Origin of the sequence: Mycolicibacterium vulneris (assembly GCF_002104765.1) — a bacterium.
GTDB classification, from domain to species: Bacteria; Actinomycetota; Actinomycetes; order Mycobacteriales; family Mycobacteriaceae; genus Mycobacterium; species Mycobacterium vulneris.
In genome coordinates this window covers 25333-46794 of sequence record NZ_NCXM01000040.1, presented here as the reverse complement: position 1 = coordinate 46794, position 21462 = coordinate 25333, and the positions used below count along the sequence as shown (strand labels likewise).

At 66.9% G+C, this 21462-nt stretch carries 20 protein-coding genes, 1 tRNA gene and 1 pseudogene; 8 read left to right on the top strand and 14 right to left on the bottom strand.

The genetic code is table 11. The features are described from left to right. Positions 1–343 precede the first annotated feature (343 nt). Positions 344–652 carry a hypothetical protein gene (locus B8W69_RS26685; RefSeq protein WP_085292692.1) on the bottom strand — a complete coding sequence of 103 codons (309 nt, stop codon included), beginning with the start codon at positions 650–652 and terminating at the stop codon, positions 344–346. Positions 653–956: 304 nt separating this feature from the next. Further along, the gene (locus tag B8W69_RS30385) at positions 957–1235 is read right to left on the bottom strand and encodes a hypothetical protein (RefSeq protein WP_133058033.1); all 279 of its coding nucleotides are present in this window, start codon (positions 1233–1235) and stop codon (positions 957–959) included. Positions 1236–1468: 233 nt separating this feature from the next. Between B8W69_RS30385 and B8W69_RS26680 the strand changes: the two genes are divergently transcribed. Further along, positions 1469–2152: a cutinase family protein gene (locus B8W69_RS26680; RefSeq protein ID WP_165762704.1), complete on the top strand. Its 684-nt coding sequence runs from the start codon at positions 1469–1471 to the stop codon at positions 2150–2152. Between the two features lie 6 nt (positions 2153–2158). On the opposite strand, the gene B8W69_RS31655 is transcribed toward B8W69_RS26680, so the two are convergent. Together B8W69_RS31655 and B8W69_RS26670 are read right to left on the bottom strand one after the other, a co-directional pair. After that, positions 2159–2329, bottom strand: a complete 171-nt coding sequence (locus tag B8W69_RS31655) for a type 1 glutamine amidotransferase family protein (protein ID WP_245843382.1) — start codon at positions 2327–2329, stop codon at positions 2159–2161. Between the two features lie 392 nt (positions 2330–2721). Then, a complete protein-coding gene (locus B8W69_RS26670) occupies positions 2722–3012 on the bottom strand; it encodes a hypothetical protein (protein WP_133058032.1) in 291 nt (96 codons plus the stop codon). A 412-nt stretch (positions 3013–3424) separates the two neighbouring features. On the opposite strand from B8W69_RS26670, the gene B8W69_RS26665 reads away from it, so the two are divergent. Next, positions 3425–3835, top strand: coding sequence for a hypothetical protein (locus tag B8W69_RS26665; protein ID WP_065030244.1), 411 nt, complete (start codon positions 3425–3427; stop codon positions 3833–3835). A gap of 447 nt (positions 3836–4282) precedes the next feature. After that, a complete protein-coding gene (locus B8W69_RS26660) occupies positions 4283–5053 on the top strand; it encodes an enoyl-CoA hydratase (protein ID WP_085292689.1) in 771 nt (256 codons plus the stop codon). 71 nt (positions 5054–5124) lie between these two features. Here the strand turns inward: B8W69_RS26660 and B8W69_RS26655 are convergent, their stop codons facing one another. From B8W69_RS26655 to B8W69_RS26620, 8 genes and pseudogenes are all read right to left on the bottom strand, one after another. Beyond that, a complete protein-coding gene (locus B8W69_RS26655) occupies positions 5125–6294 on the bottom strand; it encodes a dihydrolipoamide acetyltransferase family protein (RefSeq protein ID WP_085292688.1) in 1170 nt (389 codons plus the stop codon). Continuing rightward, positions 6291–7346 carry a 3-methyl-2-oxobutanoate dehydrogenase subunit beta gene (gene bkdB, locus B8W69_RS26650; RefSeq protein WP_085292687.1) on the bottom strand — a complete coding sequence of 352 codons (1056 nt, stop codon included), beginning with the start codon at positions 7344–7346 and terminating at the stop codon, positions 6291–6293. The genes B8W69_RS26655 and bkdB overlap by 4 nt, the downstream gene beginning before the upstream one ends. Positions 7347–7355: 9 nt before the next feature. Beyond that, complete coding sequence (gene pdhA, locus B8W69_RS26645) at positions 7356–8423, bottom strand: pyruvate dehydrogenase (acetyl-transferring) E1 component subunit alpha (protein ID WP_085292686.1); 1068 nt, start codon at positions 8421–8423, stop codon at positions 7356–7358. A gap of 251 nt (positions 8424–8674) precedes the next feature. Beyond that, positions 8675–9496: an HpcH/HpaI aldolase/citrate lyase family protein gene (locus tag B8W69_RS26640; RefSeq protein WP_085292685.1), complete on the bottom strand. Its 822-nt coding sequence runs from the start codon at positions 9494–9496 to the stop codon at positions 8675–8677. Continuing rightward, positions 9493–10067 (bottom strand): annotated as a pseudogene (locus B8W69_RS26635) (MaoC family dehydratase). Before B8W69_RS26635 ends, B8W69_RS26640 begins: the two are co-directional and overlap by 4 nt. Further along, on the bottom strand, positions 10064–11230 hold the full coding sequence (locus B8W69_RS26630) for an acyl-CoA dehydrogenase family protein (RefSeq protein WP_085292683.1): 1167 nt from the start codon (positions 11228–11230) through the stop codon (positions 10064–10066). The pseudogene B8W69_RS26635 and the gene B8W69_RS26630 overlap by 4 nt, the downstream one beginning before the upstream one ends. Further along, the gene (locus tag B8W69_RS26625) at positions 11227–13242 is read right to left on the bottom strand and encodes an acetyl-CoA carboxylase biotin carboxylase subunit (RefSeq protein ID WP_085292682.1); all 2016 of its coding nucleotides are present in this window, start codon (positions 13240–13242) and stop codon (positions 11227–11229) included. The genes B8W69_RS26630 and B8W69_RS26625 overlap by 4 nt, the downstream gene beginning before the upstream one ends. A gap of 5 nt (positions 13243–13247) precedes the next feature. Further along, the gene (locus tag B8W69_RS26620) at positions 13248–14834 is read right to left on the bottom strand and encodes a carboxyl transferase domain-containing protein (protein ID WP_110882072.1); all 1587 of its coding nucleotides are present in this window, start codon (positions 14832–14834) and stop codon (positions 13248–13250) included. Between the two features lie 195 nt (positions 14835–15029). Here B8W69_RS26620 and B8W69_RS26615 point away from each other — a divergent pair, with 195 nt between their 5' ends. Both B8W69_RS26615 and B8W69_RS26610 read left to right on the top strand, forming a co-directional pair. Next, complete coding sequence (locus B8W69_RS26615) at positions 15030–15701, top strand: SACE_7040 family transcriptional regulator (protein ID WP_085292680.1); 672 nt, start codon at positions 15030–15032, stop codon at positions 15699–15701. Between the two features lie 49 nt (positions 15702–15750). After that, the gene (locus tag B8W69_RS26610; protein WP_085292679.1) at positions 15751–16524 is read left to right on the top strand and encodes an MmpS family transport accessory protein; all 774 of its coding nucleotides are present in this window, start codon (positions 15751–15753) and stop codon (positions 16522–16524) included. Between the two features lie 18 nt (positions 16525–16542). On the opposite strand, the gene B8W69_RS26605 is transcribed toward B8W69_RS26610, so the two are convergent. Next, on the bottom strand, positions 16543–17895 hold the full coding sequence (locus tag B8W69_RS26605) for an MFS transporter (protein ID WP_085292678.1): 1353 nt from the start codon (positions 17893–17895) through the stop codon (positions 16543–16545). A 68-nt stretch (positions 17896–17963) separates the two neighbouring features. Here B8W69_RS26605 and cmrA point away from each other — a divergent pair, with 68 nt between their 5' ends. Then, positions 17964–18770: a mycolate reductase gene (cmrA, locus tag B8W69_RS26600; protein ID WP_085292677.1), complete on the top strand. Its 807-nt coding sequence runs from the start codon at positions 17964–17966 to the stop codon at positions 18768–18770. Between the two features lie 6 nt (positions 18771–18776). Here cmrA and B8W69_RS26595 read toward each other — a convergent pair whose 3' ends face one another. Next, on the bottom strand, positions 18777–20348 hold the full coding sequence (locus B8W69_RS26595; RefSeq protein WP_085292676.1) for a helicase HerA-like domain-containing protein: 1572 nt from the start codon (positions 20346–20348) through the stop codon (positions 18777–18779). A gap of 177 nt (positions 20349–20525) precedes the next feature. Between B8W69_RS26595 and orn the strand changes: the two genes are divergently transcribed. Next, positions 20526–21173, top strand: a complete 648-nt coding sequence (orn, locus tag B8W69_RS26590) for an oligoribonuclease (RefSeq protein WP_085292675.1) — start codon at positions 20526–20528, stop codon at positions 21171–21173. Between the two features lie 55 nt (positions 21174–21228). After that, a tRNA-His gene (locus B8W69_RS26585) sits at positions 21229–21304 on the top strand. Positions 21305–21462 lie beyond the last annotated feature (158 nt).

Genomic DNA, 21462 nt, shown 5'->3' with positions numbered 1-21462 from the left:
CCGGCGAGGTACGAAACAAACGGGCCCTGCGCACCAGGACCAGGACCAGGACCAGGACCAGGACCAGGACCAGGACCTAAACAAACAACACGAGTGTCAAGGATCAACCGAAACAGAAACGTCAAGAATCAACCGACTCTGAACAGGGGCACCGGGCTCGCGTAGTGACGTCGCTTGATCCTGGGCACTCCCCAGACGAGGGAGTTAATGTTCAGTAGAGAGCCGAACGCCGAACGCCTAGGTAGTCGTTATGGCGACTACCTAGGCGTTCGTTGCATGGACCGACGACCAACGGCGCCAAACGCCGGCCGAGGATTCGTCGATCACGTATTACTTGGCGGTACTAGACCTCGATCGTCTGGCTGACGTAGTTCTCCCAGGTGGCGATCTGGCCCGCGTCGATGAGAAGGCTTTGGTAATCCGGGTCGGTGCTGAGGCTCTGCTGGATCCGGCCGTAGGTGGCCCAGTCTTCGGCTGTTGTCATCAAGCCGATGGCGTTGGTGCCCTGACCTCCGATCATGTTCACCAGCGCGGTGACATTCTCCGCGCCATGTTTGCGGGCAAGCCCGGTCGCTCGCTTCAGCTGCTTCTGAACGTCGTCCCAGCCGACCCCTGGGTTGGGATGGACGATCGTAGTAGCGATGATGGTCATGGTTGAACCTTTCGCTAGAGGGGCGGGACTTCACTAGTTTCCGGCGCGCCAGATCGAGCCGTCTAGAGTAGGCGGCTACGTCATTTCCGCTGACGCGGCCACCGCGCGGGCCCCGCGAGAAGTTTTGGGGGATCTGTTCGCCGGGGTTTTAACCGGCCGCGTTTGGGAACAGTGGTTGATAGTGACAAACGCGGGCGTAGCTGCTATCGCAGCTGCGCATGCGCTTTACTGAGTGGGGAAATCAGTCGGGATGTTGTCTAGTACCAATAGAAGTTCGACAAGCATATTCAGGCAAAAGCAAGCGTCAATGGCTTCCTGCCTGAATCCGCGACACAAATACATTCAAGAGTGTCCTGAATGCAATTCGATCCACGAAACGCAGAATCAGGACGACGAGTATTGCGTTCCTTGCAAAGAGAACAGAACGAATTCTGTTTGCCAATAGCCGTAGGGCGCGAGGGAAGTCGTGTCTGACGGCGCTCGTCCGGCCGGTGAAGAAGTTAGCGGAGAACCCTTCAGACCACGCGCCCTGCCAGTCGGTGGTCGTCGCGCGGATTGCGACACCGTCGACATCTTCGGTCATCGAGAACCGTTGCGGCCACGATGACTCACGGTAATGGCGAGAACCATGGAAACCTTCGATATCAATTCGCCGAGCCATGCATTCCCGTCGCGTCGGCGACACCCGGAAATACCCGGGCACGCAGCAACAGGAACTGCTGAGCCGAGAAAAGCGGCCCGGGCCAGCGGCTCCGGCGGAGGCAGGACGTTGAATTAGGCGGTGTCTTTCCGGCCTCGATGTGTCAGCATTGGAGCGTGAACGCACGCGGATTAACGCGTTTGCTGGGTGTCGCGGTGGTGACGACCTGTACGACGCTGCTGTGCCCCCCGGTATTGGTGTCCGCCGCGCCGTGTCCCGACGTCGAGGTGACGTTCGCCCGCGGCACGGCCGAGCCGCCCGGCGTCGGCGGCGTCGGTCAAGCGTTCATCGACTCGCTGCGTTCCCAGATCGGGGGCCGGTCCCTCGGGGTGTATGCGGTCAACTACCCCGCCGGCGAGGATTTCGCCCCGTCAGCGTCGGCGGGCGCCGGCGACGCCCACGCTCACGTTCAGTCCATGGTGGCGAACTGCCCCGACACCAAATTGGTGCTCGGCGGCTATTCGCAGGGCGCGATGGTGATCGATCTGATCACCATCGCCCAGGCCTCGATCGCGGGCTTGAATCCTCAGATCCTGACGGCGGACGAGGCCGACCATGTCGCGGCGCTGGCCCTGTTCGGGAATCCGTCGGCCCGGTATCTCGGGGCACCGGTGAGTGTGGTCAGCCCGTGGTACGGCGCGAAGGCCATCGACCTGTGTGCGCCCGGCGATCCGGTGTGCACTCCGGGCGGACCCCTGGCGCTGCCGTCACACGACGAGATGTTCTCGGCAGCGGACCTGTCCTACCGAGGGTCCGGAATGCCCGGTCAGGCCGCCACTTTCGTGGCCGGCCACCTCTGAGGTCGCCTAACCGAGTTCCTTCATGAACTCGCGCGCCAACGGCCCGGCCGAGGCCGGGTTCTGGCCGGTGAAGAGATTTCGGTCGTGGACCGTATACGGCTTCCACATCTCACCACGGGAGAACTCGACGCCCATCCTCACCAGTTCGTCCTCCGCGGTCCACGGGGCCTTCTCCATCAGCCCGACCGCATCCTCTTCGTCATTGGTGTAGGCGAGCCCAAAGCGATCTTCTCGCTACCGGCCATCGACGGCCGCAGGCACATCACATCCACATGCGGCACAACACCGTTCGGCGTGACGACGACGACCTCATGACCGGCGCCGGTGAGCTCGCGGTAGGGCGCCGCGAACTCGTCGGCCCGGCACCTTCGCCATCGCATATCTTCTGGTTCGCTCCGCAGGGGGATGCGGTCAAGCGTCGGCCATCCGGTGCTCGGGGTCAAACGCTCGGCCCGCTGCGGGCCGGGCGGGCATCGACCGGTGGTGGCGCTCGTTCGTCCTTGCCCAGGTGGACACCCCAGGCGCGTTCGTCCCGACCGAAACGCGTTGCGCCACTTGACCTATCGAGGTCACGACGCCGGAACATACTGCCACACCAACTCACGGTTTCCCGTCGACGCCGGGCTGCACGACAACGTGAGGCCGGTTGCGTCATGCGTGGCCACGTCTGGAACAGAACAATGCCGGCCGGCCAGCGGTCGATCGAGGTAGGCGACACCGACACCGAGGCCGATCAGGCCGGCCGTCGCGACGGAGACCAGCATCAGCCGGGCGTATCCGATTCGTTGATTGCGGGTCCGTGCGTACGCCCGGTACGCCATGGTCCCGGACCGCGTCGTCCTGTACCCCGTTGTCCGCATGAGGTGCTCTCCTAGCGTCGATGCCGAGTGGGATGCTCTTTCGAGCTGAGATGAGCTTGCGGAGTGCATCTTGGCGGATCCTCAACGGATCCTTGGGCCCGGCTGCCAGACTCGACCGATACGGGCGCCACGAACCTGCCGGCGCAGGTGCTGGCGGAAGTCACGTCACGCCAGTGGGGCAGGTCACGGCCATATTTGGGCGACCGAGATGAAAGGCCGCAAAGCGCTAACTCAGAACCGCCGGTAATGCATTCGCGTTGTTTCCATACTTTTTGACGAACCCGCGAAAGTCGAAGTCAACGCCAAAAGTTTGCGGTTTAATCGTTCTGGGAACAGCGTGTCAAAACGAGCGGATGACGCTTACGGGGAGATCATTACTTAGAGCGTCTTCTCTTCGAGGGGTTGGCGATATATGGCGTCGAATGACTGGCAGCCGGTGGTGCGCGTCGGGGAGCCGAGGTTCATAGCTGGTGTTGGAAATCGAATCAAAGTCGAAGTCAAGACGAGGGGTTGGTTGAGCCGCGACTGGCGGTGTTACTTCGGAACGCAGGTCTCTCAGCAACAACTCGATGCCCGGTATTCTTCCTATCCTTGTTGGGACGAAGTCCAGCGGATCGAGGGCTCCTGCGCAGAGCATGACGCGGAGCGGTACATCGAAATGATCGATGCCGCAATCCATTACGCCAACACGAGACTGCGTAGCGATGCGTTGCCGGAAGCCATCCTGCAGGGCGCGCGCATCGAGCGGCGGGGGTGCGCGGTGCGTGAGCGCCAGGCCGAGCTCGATGAGCTAGCGAGGAAGTTAGCGAAACCGGAGCTGTAGCGGCTCGGGCAAATCTCGACGGCTCGACCGCGCCGTTGCGCGCCGTCGGCGCCCGGCGGGTTTGCCCGCGTCTCACCACACGTTTCGCCAGGTCGACCCGGGTGTTTAACCCAAGATGCCAAATGCTGCAGATAACGTTTCTATAAAGACAGCATTACTTGTAGATTCCGATATGCGCCGCGCCGGCCGCAAAGATTGTCGTTTGCGCTACCAGCCGGTAACTACATGAGCCTCCCATGAATGGCGTTCGACCATCGGACCGGTCGCTATGACGGGGACGCCGGCGTGCAATGCCACCTTTCCCTGCTGGATCTCGCTAATCACGCTCACACCGGCCAATCCCGCTCGGATGGCGCGAAGTAGTCTTACCTCGCCCGTGACGCTGCCGCCGGTGGACCGGTGAGGTCGGGCGGATCCACAGCCAACATGCGAAGCCGGAGGTGCCCGATGGCCCAGTCCGAACTGATCCTCTACAACGTCGCCAGCCGCGTCGCGCTCATCACCGTCAACGATCCCGATCGCCGCAACGCGATAACGGCCGAGTCGTCCGGGCACCTGCGCGAGGCCGTCCGGCGGGCAGAAGCCGACCCCGATGTGCACGCCGTCGTAATCACCGGGGCGGGCAAGGCGTTCTGCGCGGGCGCCGATCTCAGCGCACTCGGCGCTGCCGGCGGCGGAGCGGCCGAGACGGGCCTGCAGCAGATTTATGACGGTTTCATGGCCGTCGGCAGTTGCCGGCTGCCCACCATCGCCGCGGTCAACGGCGCCGCGGTGGGCGCGGGCCTGAACCTGGCCCTCGCGGCCGACGTACGCATAGCCGGACCCGCCGCCATGTTCGATGCGCGATTCCAGAAGCTGGGGCTTCACCCCGGCGGAGGTGCGACGTGGATGCTTCAGCGCGCGGTCGGCCCGCAGGTCGCCCGGGCGGCCCTGCTGTTCGGCATGCGCTTCGACGCCGACGCCGCCGTGCGGCACGGCTTGGCGTTAAGCGTGGCCGACGATCCGGTCGCCGCGGCCCTGCAACTCGCCGCCGGCCCGGCCGCGGCTCCGCGCGAAGTGGTGCTGGCGACCAAGGCCACCATGCGCGCCACCGTCAGTCCGGGGTCGCTGGACAACGAGCAACACGAGCTCGCGATGCGCGCCGAGCTCGGGCCGCAGTCCTATTCCATCCAATCACCGGAGTTCGCACAGCGTTTGGCCGCGGCGCAACGCCGGTAGGCATTCCCGCACGCGCGCAGGTTCGGATCGGTAACGCGACGCGCCCCGTACGCCGCACTTCTGAGCGAAAGCTACAGATCCAGTAGCGCGGCTTCGGGTGACTCGATCAGATCCCTGAGCTCACAGACGAATTGGGCGGCCTGGGCACCGTCGGCGATGCGATGGTCGAACACACAAGTCAACGACATCGTCGGGCGCGCGACGATCTCCGCACCCCGCACGACGGCCCGCGGCCTGATCGCACCCATGCCGAGGATGGCAGCTTCGGGATGGTTGATCACCGGAACCCCGTCGTCCACGCCCAGCGCCCCGAAATTCGTCACGCTGAACGTCGAGCCTCGCAACTCCCCCGGCGCCAGGCTGCCCGCACGCGCACCTGCGATCAATTCGGCTGCACAGCAAGCCAATTCGCGGGTAGTCTTCAGGTGTGCGTCGGCGACGACCGGGACGAGCAGCCCACGTTCGGTGGCCGTGGCGATGCCGAGGTGCACGCGGTGGTCGACGCGCACCTGCGGACCCTGCGGGGAGTCGACCCAGGTCGAGTTCAACATCTCGTTGTGGCGCAACGCGATGACCAGCAAGCGCAACACGAGCACGAACGGCGTGATTGTCTCCTCCGCCGGTCGGAACCGGTCGGACAGCCGGACCAGCTCGGCGCAGTCGACATCGACACCGACCTTCGCAGCGGGAATCTCGTTGTGTGACAGCGTCATTTTCTCCGCCATCCGGGCCTGCACACCCCGGACCGGCCGGACGTCGGCGCCATTGCCGTTCCCGCGAGCCGCCGCCAGCACGTCCTGACGGGTGATGATGGCGCCGGCGCCATGCTGCACCGAGTTGAGGTCCACCATCAGCTCCTTGGCCAGCTTGCGCACCGGCGGGGCGGCGAGCGGGCGGGTGATGCGCCGGCTGGCGTCGATGCCGGAGTCGGCGCCATAACCGACCAGCGTGGGCGCCTCGGTTTCGGCCGACGGTAGGTCACCGCCCGATGGCGCCGTGTCGATCCGCAGCAGCACCGCCCCTACGTCGATCACATCGCCTTCGGCGCCGTTCTTTTCGACGATCCGCCCGGCGTAGGGGCTCGGGATCTCCACTTCGGCCTTAGCGGTCTCCACCGTGCACAACACCTGATTCAGCTCGACGTCATCACCAACCGCCACGTGCCACTGGGTCACCGTGACCTCTTCCAGTCCCTCGCCGAGGTCGGGGACCCGAAACGACTTGACCCGCTCGTCGCTCATGGCTGCGCCAACACGTGCTCGACACAATCCAGCAGCCGGTCGGGCCCGGGCAGCCACCACTTCTCCAGCCGCGCCGGCGGATACGGCGTGTCAAACCCGCACGCGCGCAACACCGGGGCCTCCAGCTCGTAGAACAGCTCCTCCTGAATTCGGGCGGCCAAACCCGCTCCATACCCCAGGCTGCGCGGGCCCTCGTGCATCACCACGCAACGTCCGGTCCGGTGGATCGACGAGGCGACGGTATCGAAATCCAGCGGCACCAGGGACCGCAGATCGATGACCTCCAAATTCCAACCACGTTGCCGCTGCGCCTCTTCGGCGGCACCGACCGCGGTACTGACCAGACTGCCGTAGGTCACGACGGTCACGTCGGTGCCCGGCCGGCGCATCATCGCCTGCCCGATCGGCGGTTCGGGCCGGGTGACGTCGACCAGGCCACGACCCTGATACCGGCGCTTGGGCTCCAAATACATGACCGGGTCCGGGCAGCTGATCGCGTGACGCAGCAGCCAATACGCGTCCGCCGGGCTGGACGGCACCACCACCTTCAAACCCGCGGTGTGGGCCCAGTACGACTCGGTCGAATCCGAATGATGTTCTGCGGCACCGATTCCCCCGAACGACGGGATGCGCACCGTCACCGGCATGTTGATTTCTCCGCGGGTGCGGGTGCGGTACTTCGCCAGGTGGCTGACCACCTGATCGAAAGCCGGATACGAAAACCCGTCGAACTGGATCTCGGGTACCGGCACGAAGCCGCGCAGCGCCAGCCCCACCGCGATCCCGATGATGGCGGACTCCGCCAGGGGCGTGTCGAAGCAGCGGCTTTCGCCGAACGCCGCGGCCAGTCCCTCGGTGACCCGAAACACCCCGCCCTCGACCGAGACATCCTCGCCGAATACCAGCACCCGGTCATCGGCGGCCATCGCGTCGTGCAGGGCGCGGTTGAGCGCCTGCACCATGGTCAACGACTGCGCGCCGAGCGCGACGTCCTGCGCTGCCGCGGTGATTGTTTCGTCGTGGCCGGCCGGGCGATCAGCGAGCTGAGTCATGGACGCCTCTCAATCACTTCGGTCGAGTTCGGCCCGCAGCTGCCGCCGCTGCTCCTGCAGTCCCGGGGTGATTTCCGCGTACACCGACGTGAACACCTCGTCGATGTCGAAATCGGGTGCGTCGAAGACCGCGTCGCGCAATTCGGTCCGCATCCGCTTCGCGCGGGCGGCAACCCGTTCCTCCAGCCGTTCCGACCACAGGCCCTGGCCTTGCAGGTAGCTGCGGTACCGCGCGATCGGTTCCAGCGCGGACCAGTGGTCGACTTCGTCTTGCGTCCGGTAGCGACTCGGATCATCGGATGTGGTGTGCGGGGCCAGGCGGTAGGTGACCGCCTCGATCAACGTCGGGCCGCCGCCGGCGCGCGCCCGGGCGGCCGCCTCGGCCGTCACCGCATAGCAGGCCAACACGTCGTTGCCGTCCACCCGGATTCCGGGCATCCCGTAACCGATTGCCTTGTGCGCCAGCGACGGTGCGGCGGTCTGCTTGGAAATCGGCATCGAGATCGCCCATTGGTTGTTCTGCACGAAGAACACGCAGGGCGTGGTGAACACCGCCGCGAAGTTCAGCGCCTCGTGCACGTCGCCCACGCTGGTGGCGCCGTCACCGAGGAACGCCACCGTCACCGAATCCTCGCCCAGGCGTTGGGCGGCCATCGCCGCCCCCACCGCGTGCAGGGTCTGGGTGCCGATCGGAATCGACAGCGGCGCGCAGCACTTCTTGGTGAAGTCCAGGCCGCCATGCCAGGTTCCGCGCCACGCGGCCCCCACGTGTCCGGGCGGGATGCCGCGCACCAAAAATGCCCCGAGTTCCCGGTATTGGGGAAACAGCCAGTCCGTCTTGCGCAGGCACGCCACGGCACCGACCTGAGCGGCTTCCTGGCCGTGGCAGGAGGCGAACAGCCCCAGCTCCCCTTGGCGCTTGAGGTTGACGAATTCGCCGTCCAGCTCGCGGGTGACCACCATCATCTCGTAGAGCCAGCGCAGCGTCTCCGTGGGAAGCTCACGGCTGTAGCGGTCTTCGGGAGTCGGTGAGCCATCGGGCGCGACGAGCTGCACCGGCTCGAGATCGACAGTCATCGGCACCGAAGACACTGCGCCACACCGCCTCCCTCGCCGGGGTGCCGCGTGGCACGGTGAGCCACAGCGGATCCCGGCACACGGTCAGCCGGGACCTACCGCGAGCGGAGTTCAATCGCCAGTTACACGAAAGGCTTCGCTCGCCGCGACACTGACGTACTCACCATTATGCGCTCAAATGAGAAGAGACCGCGCTGATTGCGACGACGGCGCAGCGTGTCGCGCTTCGCCGCGGGTGCCCCGCCCGGCTTTCACTCGGGGACGGTCTCACCCGCCCTGCGCAACGTCATCTGCGCGTGCTTGAGCACCGGCGAGTCGACCATCTGTCCCTCGAACGCGAAGACCCCGCGCTCGGAGCGCGCCGCCGTCAGCACCCGTCGTGCCCAGTCCAGCCGTTCCTCGCTGGGGCGATACGCCTCGCGCACCACCGCGATCTGGCTCGGGTGGATACACACCGTTCCGGCGAAGCCCAGCGCGACGGCGTCCTCGGCCTCGTCCCGCAGGCCGTCGAGGTCCCGGATATCCAGGTGCACCGCGTCGAGCGCAACCCGACCGAAGGTGGACGCCGTGAGCAGGGCCGTCGATCGGACATGATGGGCGACGTCGCGGTAGCTGCCGTCGGCCTTGCGGCTGGAGCTACCGCCGAGCGTGGCGACCAGATCCTCGGCGCCCCACATCAGCGCCACGGTGCCCTGTGCCGCCGCGATTTCGGTGGCGAACACCGCACCGCGCGGCGTCTCCAGCAAGGCGATCACATCGCGCGGCGCCAGCGCCGTCACCTGGGCGGCCGATTCGGTCTTGGACAGCATCACCGTCGTGTACGCCGTGCCGGCCAGTGCCTCGAGGTCGAGGGGATATTCCGCAGTGTCGGCCGCGTTGATCCGCACCACGGTGCGCTCGGGGTCCAGCGGTGTGTCCTGCAACGCCTTGCGTGCCGCCGGCTTGTCCGCCTCGGCCACGCCGTCCTCGAGGTCGAGGATCACTACATCGGCGGCAGCGGCGGCCTTGGCGAAACGTTCGGGACGGTCGGCCGGGCAGAACAGCCAGCCGGGACCGGCGGCGTGCAGGTTCACGTGGTCTCCTCGTCGTTCGGGCGCTTCTGCACCAGCGTGGTGCGCACGGCACGCGCGACGACATCGCCGTGCTGGTTGCGGCCCGTGTGCTCGAGGGTGACGATGCCTTCGCCGGGCCGGCTCTTCGATTCGCGCTTGCCCGTGCACACCGTCTCCGCGTACAGGGTGTCGCCGTGGAACACCGGCTTGGGGAAGGACACCTCGGAGAAGCCCAGGTTCGCCACGATGGTGCCGAGCGTCAGCTGCGACACCGACAGCCCGACCAGCGTGGAGAGGGTGAACATGGAGTTCACCAACCGCTCGCCGCGAAAGCCGGGCTGCTCGGCGGCCCACGCCGCGTCCAGGTGCAGCGACTGGGTGTTCATGGTGAGCGTCGTGAACAAGACGTTGTCCGCCTCGGTGACCGTCCGGCCGGGCCGGTGCAGGTAGGTGGTGCCGATTTCGAATTCCTCAAACCACAAGCCGCGCTGGATAACTGACTTGCTTTCCGTCATGAGCGCCGCTCTCCCCCGCAAGCGGGAGGTGCCCCCACCTCATCGCTCCGCTCTGCATCGTCGCCGGCGCGGGTCATGACAGTCCCAGCGATCGCGCGATCAGCATCAACTGCACTTCGGTCGTCCCTTCGCCGATTTCGAGGATCTTGCTGTCGCGGTAGTGTCGTGCCACCGGATATTCGTTCATGAAGCCGTAGCCCCCGTGGATCTGGGTCGCGTCGCGGGCGTTGTCCATCGCCGCTTCCGAGGCGATCATCTTCGCGATTGCCGCCTCCTTCTTGAAGGGCTTGCCCGCCAACATCTTTGCCGCCGCATCGTAGTAGGCGGTACGCGCCACATGGGCACGCGCCTCCATCCGCGCGATCTTGAAGCTGATCGCCTGGTAGGCGCCGATCGGCTGGCCGAACGCCTGGCGTTCCTTGGCGTACTTGACGCTTTCGTCGACGCAGCCCTGCGCGGCCCCGGTCGCCAGCGCCGCGATCGCGATGCGGCCCTCGTCCAGGATCGACAGGAAGCCCGAGTAGCCGGTGCCGCGGGCACCCAGCAGGTTCTCCTGCGGGACGCGGGCGTCGTCGAAGCTCAGCGGGTGGGTGTCCGACGCGTTCCAGCCAACCTTGCTGTACACCGGTTCGACGGTGAATCCCGGTGTGCCGCTGGGCACGATGATTGAGGAGATCTCTTTCTTGCCGTTCGCGGCGGTTCCGGTGACGGCGGTGACGGTGACCAGCGAGGTGATGTCGGTGCCGGAGTTGGTGATGAATTGCTTGCTGCCGTTGATCACCCAGTCGCCGTTGTCGAGCCGCGCCGTGGTGCGCGTTCCCCCGGCGTCCGAGCCCGCTCCGGGTTCGGTGAGCCCGAAGCCGGCGAGCGCGCGGCCGGCGGTCAAATCCGGCAGCCACTTCTGTTTTTGCTCTTCGGTGCCGAACCGGTAGATGGGCATCGCTCCGAGGCTGGCGCCGGCCTCCAGGGTGATCGCCACCGATTGATCGACCTTGCCGAGTTCCTCGAGCGCCAGCGACAGCGCGAAGTAGTCACCGCCCATGCCGCCGTATTCCTCGGGGAAGGGCAGGCCGAACAGGCCCATCTCCCCCATCTTCGCCACGACTTCGTACGGAAAGCTGTGCTCCTCATCGTGTTTGGCCGACACCGGAGCGACCACGGTACGTGCGAACTCGGCGACCGTGTCGCGAAGATCCTGATACTCCTTGGGCAACGCCCCCGCGGTGATGGATGTGGTCATGATGCGTCCTTACTCGAATCGGCTGCCGCGCTGGATTCTTCGGGCACCAGCCGGGCCAACACCTGATCCACCGTCACCTGATCACCGACGGAGACCAGCACCTCCACCTGTCCGGAAACCGGTGCGGCAAGCGAATGTTCCATTTTCATCGCCTCGACGACGACCACCACGTCGCCCTCGGAAACGTTGGTGCCCGAGGATGCCTGAACCGCGATCACGCTGCCGGGCATCGGGCTGACGATCTCGGCCCGCTGCGCGCCCGCGGCGCGGTGGATCTTGTTCTCCTCGGCCTCACGCAGGTGCCAGGTTCCTCGCTCGTCTGCGATCCACAGGTGCCGGTCGGCCTCGGCCCAGCGGTAGTCCCGGCGTACCCCGTCCAGTGTCACGCTCATCCGTGTCGGCTCGACTTGCACTGCGGCGGATAATGTTTCACCGTCGCCGACCTGCACGGTGGCCGCGTCGGGCAGCCCCCGCACCGAGACCGTCTCGCTGCGCAGCGGGGTGCGCATGTCGGTGCGGACCGGGGCCGGAGTGCCGCCGACCCGCCAGCCCGTCGGCGCCGCCCAGGGGTTGCCCGCGAAGCGGCCCGCCCGGAAGGCCAGGGCCGATTGCCGATAGAGGCCGGCCGCCGCCAGCACGTCATCGGGGGCCGGCAGGGGGGCGAAGTCCGCCAGCCGCTCGTCCAGCAGCGCGGTGTCCAGGTCGCCGGCCTGCACCCGCTCGTCGGCGAGCAGGAATCGGAGGAATTCGATGTTGGTCTGGACGCCCAGGATCGCGGTTCGGCTCAGTGCCCGGTCGAGCTTCGCCAGCGCCTCGGCGCGGTCGCTCCCCTGCGCGATCACCTTGCTCAGCATCGGGTCGTAATCGCTGCCGACCAGCGTGCCCGGCAGCAGCGAGGAGTCGACCCGCACACCGTCACCGGACGGCTCGGACACCTGCAGCACCCGCCCACCGGTCGGCAGGAAGCCCCGCGCCGGATCCTCGGCGTACACCCGGGCCTCGATGGCGTGCCCCCGCAGTTCGACGTCGTCCTGGGCGAACCCCAGCTTCTCGCCGGCAGCCACCCGCAGCTGCCACTCGACCAGGTCCAGCCCGGTCACCGCCTCGGTGACCGGATGCTCGACCTGCAGGCGGGTGTTCATCTCCATGAAGAAGAACTCGTCGGGCCGGTCCGCGGAGACGATGAATTCGACAGTGCCCGCGCCGACGTAGTCGACGCTGCGCGCGGTGTCGCAGGCGGCCGCCCCGATTCGCGCCCGCGTCGCCTCGTCGAGCAGCGGCGACGGCGCCTCCTCGATCACCTTCTGGTGGCGGCGCTGCAGGCTGCACTCGCGCTCACCGAGGTGCACGATGTTGCCGTGCGTGTCGGCGAGCACCTGAACCTCGATGTGTCTGGGCCGCAACACGAACCGTTCCAGGAAGAGGGTGTCGTCGCCAAAGGATGAGGCGGCCTCGCGCCGCGCGCCCACCAGCGCTTCGCGCAGCCTGCCCGGTTCTTCCACCAGCCGCATGCCCTTGCCGCCGCCGCCCGCCGACGGCTTGATGAGCACCGGGTATCCGACCTCGTCCGCGGCCGCGACGAGCTCGTCATCGCTCAGCCCGGGCTTGGCGACACCGGGCACCACGGGGACGTCGAAGGCGGCCACCGCGTTCTTGGCGGTGATCTTGTCGCCCATCACCTGGATCGCGCGGGTCGGCGGCCCCAGGAACACCACCCCGGCCCGCTCGCAGGCCGCGGCGAAATCGGCGTTCTCGGAAAGGAATCCGTAGCCGGGGTGGATCGCTTGGGATCCGGTGCGCACGGCCGCCCCGACCACCTTGTCGATGTTCAGGTAGCTCTGGCGTGCCGCGGCGGGTCCCAGCCGCACCGCTTCGTCGGCCTCGAGCACGTGCCGCGCGCCGTCGTCGGGGTCGCTGTAGACGGCGACCGAGCGGATGCCCAGCCGGCGCAGGGTCCGGATCACGCGCACCGCGATCTCGCCGCGATTGGCCACTAGTACGGTCTCGAACACTGCACTCACATCCGAAAGACGCCGTAGGAGACAGGCTCCAGCGGTGCTTGGGCGCACACCGAAAGAGCCAGTCCGACAAAGGTTCTGGTGTCAGCGGGGTCGATGATCCCGTCGTCCCACAGCCGGGCCGTGGAGTAGTAGGGGTTGCCCTGACTTTCGTACTGTTCGCGAATGGGCGCCTTGAACGCCTCTTCCTCGTCGGCCGACCACGGTTTGCCCGCGCCGGCGAGTTGCTCGCCGCGCACGGTGGCCAACACCGACGCGGCCTGCTCGCCGCCCATCACCGAGATGCGGGCGTTGGGCCACATCCATAGGAAGCGCGGCGAATACGCGCGGCCGCACATCGAATAGTTGCCCGCCCCATAGGATCCACCGATCACTACGGTCAGCTTGGGCACCCGGGCGCAGGCGACGGCGGTGACCATCTTGGCGCCGTGCTTGGCGATGCCCCCGGCCTCGTAGTCGCGGCCGACCATGAAGCCGGCGATGTTCTGCAAGAACAGCAGCGGGATCTTGCGCTTGTCACACAACTCGATGAAATGCGCACCCTTCAAAGCGGATTCGCTGAAGAGCACGCCGTTGTTGGCCACAATGCCCACCGGGTGGCCGTGAATGTGGGCGAACGCGGTCACCAGCGTTTTGCCGTAATTGGCCTTGAATTCGCTGAATTCGCCGCCGTCGACCAGCCGCACGATCACCTCGTGCACGTCGTAGGGTACCCGCGGGTCGGGCGGCACCACGTCGTAGAGCTCCGTCTGGGCGCACCGGGGCGCGACCGGAGATCGCACCTCCCACGGGCTGGGCTCGCGCGGGCCGAACGTGGCCGCGATCGCGCGGACGATCCGCAGGGCGTGCTCGTCGTCTTCGGCGAGGTGGTCGGTAACACCGGAGACCCGGGAATGCAGGTCGCCGCCGCCGAGGTCTTCGGCCGACACGATCTCCCCGGTCGCGGCCTTGACCAGGGGCGGGCCTCCCAGGAAGATCGTGCCCTGCTCGCGCACGATGACGGCCTCGTCGCTCATGGCGGGCACGTAGGCGCCGCCGGCCGTGCATGAACCGAGCACGGCGGCCACCTGCGGAATCTCCTTGGCGCTCATGGTCGCCTGGTTGTAGAAGATGCGGCCGAAGTGCTCGCGGTCGGGGAAGACCTCGTCCTGCCGGGGCAGGAACGCGCCGCCGGAGTCCACCAGGTAGATGCAAGGCAGCCGATTCTGCAGTGCCACCTCTTGGGCGCGCAGATGCTTCTTGACCGTCATCGGGTAGTAGGTGCCGCCCTTGACCGTCGCGTCGTTGGCGACGATCACGCACTCGCGATCCGACACGCGCCCGATGCCGGTGATGATCCCGGCTCCCGGAGATTCGTCGCCGTACATGCCGTCCGCGGCCAGCGGGGAGAGCTCCAGAAACGGGCTGCCGGGGTCGAGCAGGCGGTCCACCCGTTCGCGGGGCAACAGTTTGCCGCGGCTGACGTGACGTTCCCGTGCGCGTTCGTTTCCGCCCAACGCCGCCGCCGCGAGCTTGGCGTTAAGCTCACTCACCAGCCGACGGTGCTCATCGGAGAACGACGCCTCGGCCTCGGCGGGTGAGGTCACCACGTTGTCCATCGCCGCAGCAGCCTCCTTGCCGTCGTGCGGTCGGGCCCTTGAGTTAATGCTCATTAACTCAAGGGCCGAGAATACCATTGCCGTCGTTACCGGTCCAGGGAGGACCACGGTCGGCGCAAAGCGCGAGTTAATCGCGAATAACTCGTGCTACGTTAGGGCCAGTTGACCAGACGGAGGTCCGTCATGACAGCGTCCGCCTCCGAGGACCAGGCCGGTCCCGCTGACGCTCCAAATCGCCGGAGCCAGTTGAAGTCCGACCGCCGGCTACAACTGCTGTCCGCCGCCGAGCGGTTGTTCGCCGAGCGCGGGTTCCTCGCGGTGCGGCTGGAAGACATCGGTGCGGCCGCCGGGGTCAGCGGTCCGGCCATCTACCGGCATTTTCCCAACAAGGAGTCGCTGCTGGTCGAGTTGCTGGTGGGCATCAGCACGCGGCTGCTCGCCGGCGCCCGGCAGGTGCAGACCGACGGCGCCGACGCGGCCGCAGCCCTGGACGGGCTGATCGACTTCCATCTGGACTTCGTGTTCAACGAGCCCGACCTGATTCGCATCCAGGATCGCGACCTCGCGTACCTGCCCGCGGCCGCCGAAAAGCAGGTGCGCACATCCCAGCGTCAATACGTCGAGGTCTGGGTGGGGGTACTGCGGGAGCTGAACCCCGAGCTGGCCGAGGCCGATGCCCGGCTGGCCGCGCACGCCGTGTTCGGTCTGCTGAATTCGACACCGCACAGCATGAAGTCCCCCGATACTTCGCGCAGCAAGACCGTCCGCGCGGCAAGGTCGCGCGCCGTCATGCGGGCAATGACGGCGGCCGCGCTCGCGGCCGGAAATTCAGTGCCGCTGAGCAGTCCGTCGTAAGGTGACTCAGGGTTTTAACATCGAGCCCAGGTACCCTGCAAGCCATGAGGTGGACATGAACGATTCACGTCCCACCGAGCGGTTTCCTACATCGCAGCCGGGGCCACAGCAACCGAGGTATGCGCCGCCCGCCGATCCCGCGTACGCCGACCAGATGCCGTACGCGCAGAGCTATGGCGGGGCGGCGTCGCCCTGGGCGCCCACCCCGAACGAGACGAACACCACAAAGCAGCTCCCGGCGTACTGGCAGCAGGATTTGCCCCCGTCGGGCGACCTACCGACCGCCATGGGCCCCCCGCCGCCCGACGGCCCGAAATCGTCGCGATGGTTGTGGCTCGGCGCCGGCGCGGCGGTATTGCTGGTCGTCGCATTGGTGATTGCCCTGGTGCTGGCGAACGACGCGATCAAGACCCAGACCGCCGTCCCGCCGTTGCCGGCGATGCCGGAGCCGACCCCGGAGACGACGACGACATCGCCGCACCGGTCGCCGTCGCTCATCCCGGCCCCGATACCGCCGACCAGCGGCCAGCTGCCGCCCGAGACGACCGGGCCGGCCACGATGCAAGACGTCGTCTACACCGTCTCGGGTGAGGGTCGCGCGATCAGCATCATGTACATCGACACCGGTGGCCTCATCCAGACCGAATTCAACGTCGCGCTGCCGTGGAGCAAGGAGGTCAGCCTGTCGAAGTCGGCTGACCACCCGCCCAATGTCACGATCGTCAACATCGGCCACAGCGTCACCTGCACGCTCACCGTCGACGGGGTTCAGGTCAGCAAGCGCGTCGGCGGCGGCCTGACGATCTGCGACGCTCGCGGCTAGCCGCTACCTCCAAGCCGGCTAGGACGGCTCGGCCGCGGGTTCGGCCACCGCGCCGCCGCGCGCCGGAACCCGCACCACCAGCATCGCCAGCAATCCGGCGATCAGCACCAGCGAAATTCCGCCCAGACCGGCCCGCACGGCGCCGAAGACATCGACGAACACCGAGAACAGCCACGGTGCCACGAACGCCACCGCCCGCCCGGTCATGGTGTAGAGGCCGAACGCGACGCCTTCCCGGCCGTGCTTGGCCATGTGCAGCAGCAAGGCGCGCGACGACGACTGCGACGGCCCGATGAACATGCACAGCAGCAGCCCGCACACCCAGAAGGCCACCGGCCCCGACAGCGTCATCAGGGTCAGCCCCAGAACGACGATCGCGAACAGTGACGCCACGATGACGGGCTTCGAGCCGACCCGGTGGTCGACGAACCCACCCAGCACCGCGCCCACCGCGGCGACCACGCTGGCCGCCACCCCGAAGATCAGCACGTTGGCCTGCGAGATGCCGTAGACGTTGACGCCGAGCACCGCGCCGAACGCGAAGATCGCCGCCAGCCCGTCCCGGAAGAGCGCGCTGGCGAACAGGAAGTACACCAGGTTGCGGTCGCGCCGCCATTCCGCGGCGACCTCGGTCCACAGCTTGCGGTACCCACCCAGCATGCTCGTCGGCTGGTACCCCTCCGACGACTCCGTCAGCCGGTGCGCGACGAACAGCAGGGGAAGCGCCAGCACCGCGAACCAGATCGCGGCCACCACCATCGCCTCCCGGACATAAAGCCCGTCCCGCAAGGGAACTCGCAGCAAACCACGTGTCGCGTCGGGCCCCTTGCCGGATCCGGAGATGAAGCCGGTGTAGATCACTAACAGGAGCAGCACGCTTCCGACATAACCCGCCGCCCAGCCGAATCCGGATATCCGCCCGGCCGTCTGCGGCGTCGAGAGCTGACGCAGCATGGCGTTGTACGGGACACTGGCCAAGTCGCCGCAGGCCGCCGTCGCCCCCAGCAGCAGCAGACCGGCCCACAGGTAGCCGGGGCTGTCCCGGATGAAGAACATCAAGCAGGTCAGCGTCACCGCCGTGGCGGTCAGCACACTCAACGCCACCCGCCTGCGGTGCGGGGACTCCACCCACACGCCGACGGCGGGCGCGAGCACGGCGACGGTCAGCCCGGCGACGGCCGCCGCGCGGCCCAACCAGCTCGCCGGCGTGGTGGCGCCAGATATCCCCACCCCAACGCTGCTGGTCAGGTAGACGGCGAAGACGAAGGTCGCCACGATCGCATTCAGACCGGTCGAACCGCAGTCCCAGAGCGCCCACGCCGCCACCCGCGATCGCGCGGGGCTGACGGAACGCGACTCCGGCTGGCTCATTCCCGGCACTCTATAGGCGCTCGCGATCGGCTGCGGGCGCCATTTCGCCGGCTGTCTACGATTGGCGCATGCCGCTACCCGCTCCAAGCCCCGAGGCGCGCGCCGTTGTGACCGGAGCTTCGCAGAACATCGGTGAAGCGCTGGCAACCGAACTCGCCGCACGTGGACACAACCTGATCGTCACCGCGCGCCGCGAAGACCTGCTCAAGGACCTGGCCGCCCGCCTGACCGACAAGTACGGCGTCATCGTCGACGTGCGCCCCGCCGACCTGGCCGACCCGGGCGAACGCGCGAAGCTGTGTGACGAGCTGGCCGCCCGCCCGATCTCGATCCTGTGTGCCAACGCGGGCACCGCGACGTTCGGTCCGGTCGCCACGCTCGATCCGGCCGGCGAAAAGGCCCAGCTGCAGCTGAATGTCCTTGGGGTGCATGACCTTACGTTGGCGGTGCTGCCGGGAATGGTCGAGCGTAGGTCCGGCGGGATCCTGATTTCCGGTTCGGCGGCGGGCAATTCGCCGATTCCCTACAACGCCACGTACGCGGCCACCAAGGCGTTCGCGAACACCTTCAGCGAGTCGCTGCGCGGAGAGCTGCGCGGATCCGGTGTCAACGTGACGCTGCTGGCGCCCGGCCCGGTGCGGACCGACCTGCCCGACGACACCGAGGCCTCGATCGTCGAGCGGCTGGTGCCGGACTTCCTGTGGATCTCGACCGAGCACACCGCGCGGGTATCGCTGGATGCGTTGGCGCGCAACAAGATGCGCGTCGTTCCGGGACTGACGTCGAAGGCCATGTCGGTGGCCAGCGGGTACGGGCCACGCGCAATCGTGGCGCCCATCGTCGGCGCTTTCTACAAGAAGCTGGGCGGCGGGTAGGGGCTACTACCGGCGGCGGCCGGTACCGAAGATGCTTTTGACCGCTTCGCGTATCGCGGTGTTGATCCCGCTTTTCACCGTCGGGTTCTGCAGCACCTCCTCCCACATGGAGGGCCCCTTCGAGCCCTTCGGCTCCGCCGGCTCCGGCATCGGCGGTACCGGCTCATTCTGCGGGACTGGCGGGTAGCCGGACTGGGCCTGCGGCGGCTGCGGTACCGCCTGCGGCGGCTGTGGTGCGGCCTGCGGCTGCGCGGGCTGGGGAGCCGTCTGGCCGTACTTCGTTTGCAGCGGACTGTCTTTCGCCGCGGCCTCGATGTCCCCGGGGCCGATCGACGCCATCAACGAGCGCGGCACCCGCATCCGGGTCCACGCGACCGGCGTCGGTGCGCCCTTCTCGGACAGCACGGTGACCACCGCCTCGCCGATTCCCAGCGACGTCAACGCCGACTCCAGGTCGTACACATCGGTTTTCGGGTAGGTGCGGACGGTCCTGCTGAGCGCCTTCTGGTCGTCGGGCGTGAACGCCCGCAGCGCGTGCTGAATTCGAGCGCCCAACTGGGAGAGGATGTCGTTGGGAATGTCCGTGGGCAGCTGGGTGCAGAAGAACACCCCGACGCCCTTCGACCGGATCAGCTTGACGGTTTGTTCGACCTGTTCGAGGAAGGCCTTGGACGCGTCGGCGAACAACAGGTGCGCCTCGTCGAAGAAGAACACCAGCTTCGGCCTGTCCACGTCACCGACCTCGTCCAGTTGGGTGTACAGGTCGGCGAGCAGCCACATCAGGAAGGTGGAGAAGATGACGGGACGCACCGACTGACCGGTGAACTCCAGCAGCGAGATGATGCCCTGCCCTTGGCCGTTGGCGCGCAGCAGGTCGTTCGGGTCGAGCTTGGGCTCACCGAAGAAGGTGTCGCCGCCCTCGGCATCAAGGTTCACCAGCGCCCGCAGGATGACGCCCGCGGTCGTCGCCGAAACGCCGCCCAGGGATTTCAGGTCTTCCTTGCCCGCGTCGCTGGTGAGGTAGCCGATGGCACTGCGTAAATCGTCCGTGGTGACCAGCCGGCGGTTTTGATCCTTGGCCCAATGGAAGATCAGCCCAAGCGTCGACTCTTGAGTAGCGTTGAGTCCCAGCACTTTTGACAGCAGAACGGAGCCGAAGCTGTCGATGGTGGCGCGTATCGGCACGCCGATTCCCTTGGTGCCCAACGACAAGAACTCGACCGGAAAACCGGTCGGCTTCCAGTTGTCGCCGGTGTCATTGGCCCGCGCGGCGGTCTTGTCGTTGCCTTCGCCGGGCCTGGACAGCCCGGACAGGTCGCCCTTCACGTCGGCCATCAGCACGGGGACGCCCGCGGCGCTGAGCTGCTCGGCGATGAGTTGCAGCGTCTTGGTCTTGCCTGTTCCGGTGGCCCCGGCCACCAGGCCGTGCCTGTTGATGGTGGCCAACGGGATACGGATCTGCGCCGTCGGATCGGCTGCGCCGTCGACGACGACCGTGCCCAATTCCAGTGCCTGGCCGTCGACGGCATAGCCGTCGGCGATCCGCGCAGCGGCCGTGGCCGCTGAATCAGTGCTCATCGTGCTGCGCCCCTGTTCCGGCGATGATTCGGCATGCAGTTCGACAACGCTCACCCTACTTCTCCAGCTTGTCCGGGGGCGAGGTCCGGCGCGGGCGCCAGCTGGGCCCGAGTCTGATGGTGGCGACCCGCCCCGCCCGGCTCCGCCGCACTTGCGATCGCCACTAGTCTGAGCGCTGTGCGAGACGAATTGGTGTGGATCGACTGCGAGATGACCGGGCTTGATCTGGGCTCGGACAAGCTGATTGAGATCGCGGCGCTGGTGACCGACGCCGATTTGAACATTCTGGGCGAGGGGGTCGACGTGGTGATACATGCCGACGATGCCGCGCTCGCGGCGATGGGCGACGTGGTGACCGAAATGCACTCGCGCTCCGGGCTGACCGACGAGGTGCGGACGTCCACCGTTGACCTGGCGACCGCCGAGGCGATGGTGCTGGATTACATCGGCGAACACGTCAAGCAACCCAAGACGGCGCCGCTCGCCGGCAACTCCATCGCCACCGACCGCGCCTTCATCGTGCGCGACATGCCCGCCCTGGACTCGTTCCTGCACTACCGCATGATCGATGTGAGCTCGATCAAAGAGCTGTGCCGGCGCTGGTACCCGCGGATTTACTTCGGTCAGCCCGTCAAGGGGCTGGCCCACCGGGCCCTGGCCGACATTCACGAATCCATCCGCGAGCTGCAGTTCTACCGGCGAACCGCGTTTGTCGCGCCGCCGGGGCCGTCTACCAGCGAAATCGAGGCGGTGGTCACCGCCCTGGACGGCGGAAGAGACGCACCGGGGCCAAGCGATTCGGCCAGCGCGCCGCCAACCGGCTAGTATCGACGTCGCCGCTCGTTGACCGTCATCGTGCGAGGGTCGGCATGCGGTCGTGGTGGGTGTAGTTCAGTTGGTAGAGCGTCAGGTTGTGATCCTGAATGTCGCGGGTTCGAGTCCCGTCACTCACCCCACAGGTCAGGGAGCATCACCGCTCCCTGACCTTTTTTGGTGCTACCGTTTCCGCGCAAACGCCGACGCACCCGTGAGTGGAAAGTAGTGAACAGCCAAAGTCCCGCCCCGCACCGACCCGGGCGCATCCGCCCGGGGCCAGCGGCTGTCGCGGGGGTCG

Coding starts and splice junctions, on each gene's coding strand:
- B8W69_RS26665 (WP_065030244.1), top strand. CDS start 3,425: ATGGCGTCGAATGACTGGCAGCCGGTGGTGCGCGTCGGGGAGCCGAGG.
- cmrA (WP_085292677.1), top strand. CDS start 17,964: ATGCCGCTACCCGCTCCAAGCCCCGAGGCGCGCGCCGTTGTGACCGGA.
- B8W69_RS26685 (WP_085292692.1), bottom strand. CDS start 652: ATGACCATCATCGCTACTACGATCGTCCATCCCAACCCAGGGGTCGGC.
- B8W69_RS26630 (WP_085292683.1), bottom strand. CDS start 11,230: ATGACCACATCCATCACCGCGGGGGCGTTGCCCAAGGAGTATCAGGAT.
- B8W69_RS30385 (WP_133058033.1), bottom strand. CDS start 1,235: ATGACCGAAGATGTCGACGGTGTCGCAATCCGCGCGACGACCACCGAC.
- pdhA (WP_085292686.1), bottom strand. CDS start 8,423: ATGACTGTCGATCTCGAGCCGGTGCAGCTCGTCGCGCCCGATGGCTCA.
- bkdB (WP_085292687.1), bottom strand. CDS start 7,346: ATGACTCAGCTCGCTGATCGCCCGGCCGGCCACGACGAAACAATCACC.
- B8W69_RS26655 (WP_085292688.1), bottom strand. CDS start 6,294: ATGAGCGACGAGCGGGTCAAGTCGTTTCGGGTCCCCGACCTCGGCGAG.
- B8W69_RS26605 (WP_085292678.1), bottom strand. CDS start 17,895: ATGAGCCAGCCGGAGTCGCGTTCCGTCAGCCCCGCGCGATCGCGGGTG.
- B8W69_RS26670 (WP_133058032.1), bottom strand. CDS start 3,012: ATGCGGACAACGGGGTACAGGACGACGCGGTCCGGGACCATGGCGTAC.
- B8W69_RS26595 (WP_085292676.1), bottom strand. CDS start 20,348: ATGAGCACTGATTCAGCGGCCACGGCCGCTGCGCGGATCGCCGACGGC.
- B8W69_RS26660 (WP_085292689.1), top strand. CDS start 4,283: ATGGCCCAGTCCGAACTGATCCTCTACAACGTCGCCAGCCGCGTCGCG.
- B8W69_RS26615 (WP_085292680.1), top strand. CDS start 15,030: ATGACAGCGTCCGCCTCCGAGGACCAGGCCGGTCCCGCTGACGCTCCA.
- B8W69_RS31655 (WP_245843382.1), bottom strand. CDS start 2,329: ATGGAGAAGGCCCCGTGGACCGCGGAGGACGAACTGGTGAGGATGGGC.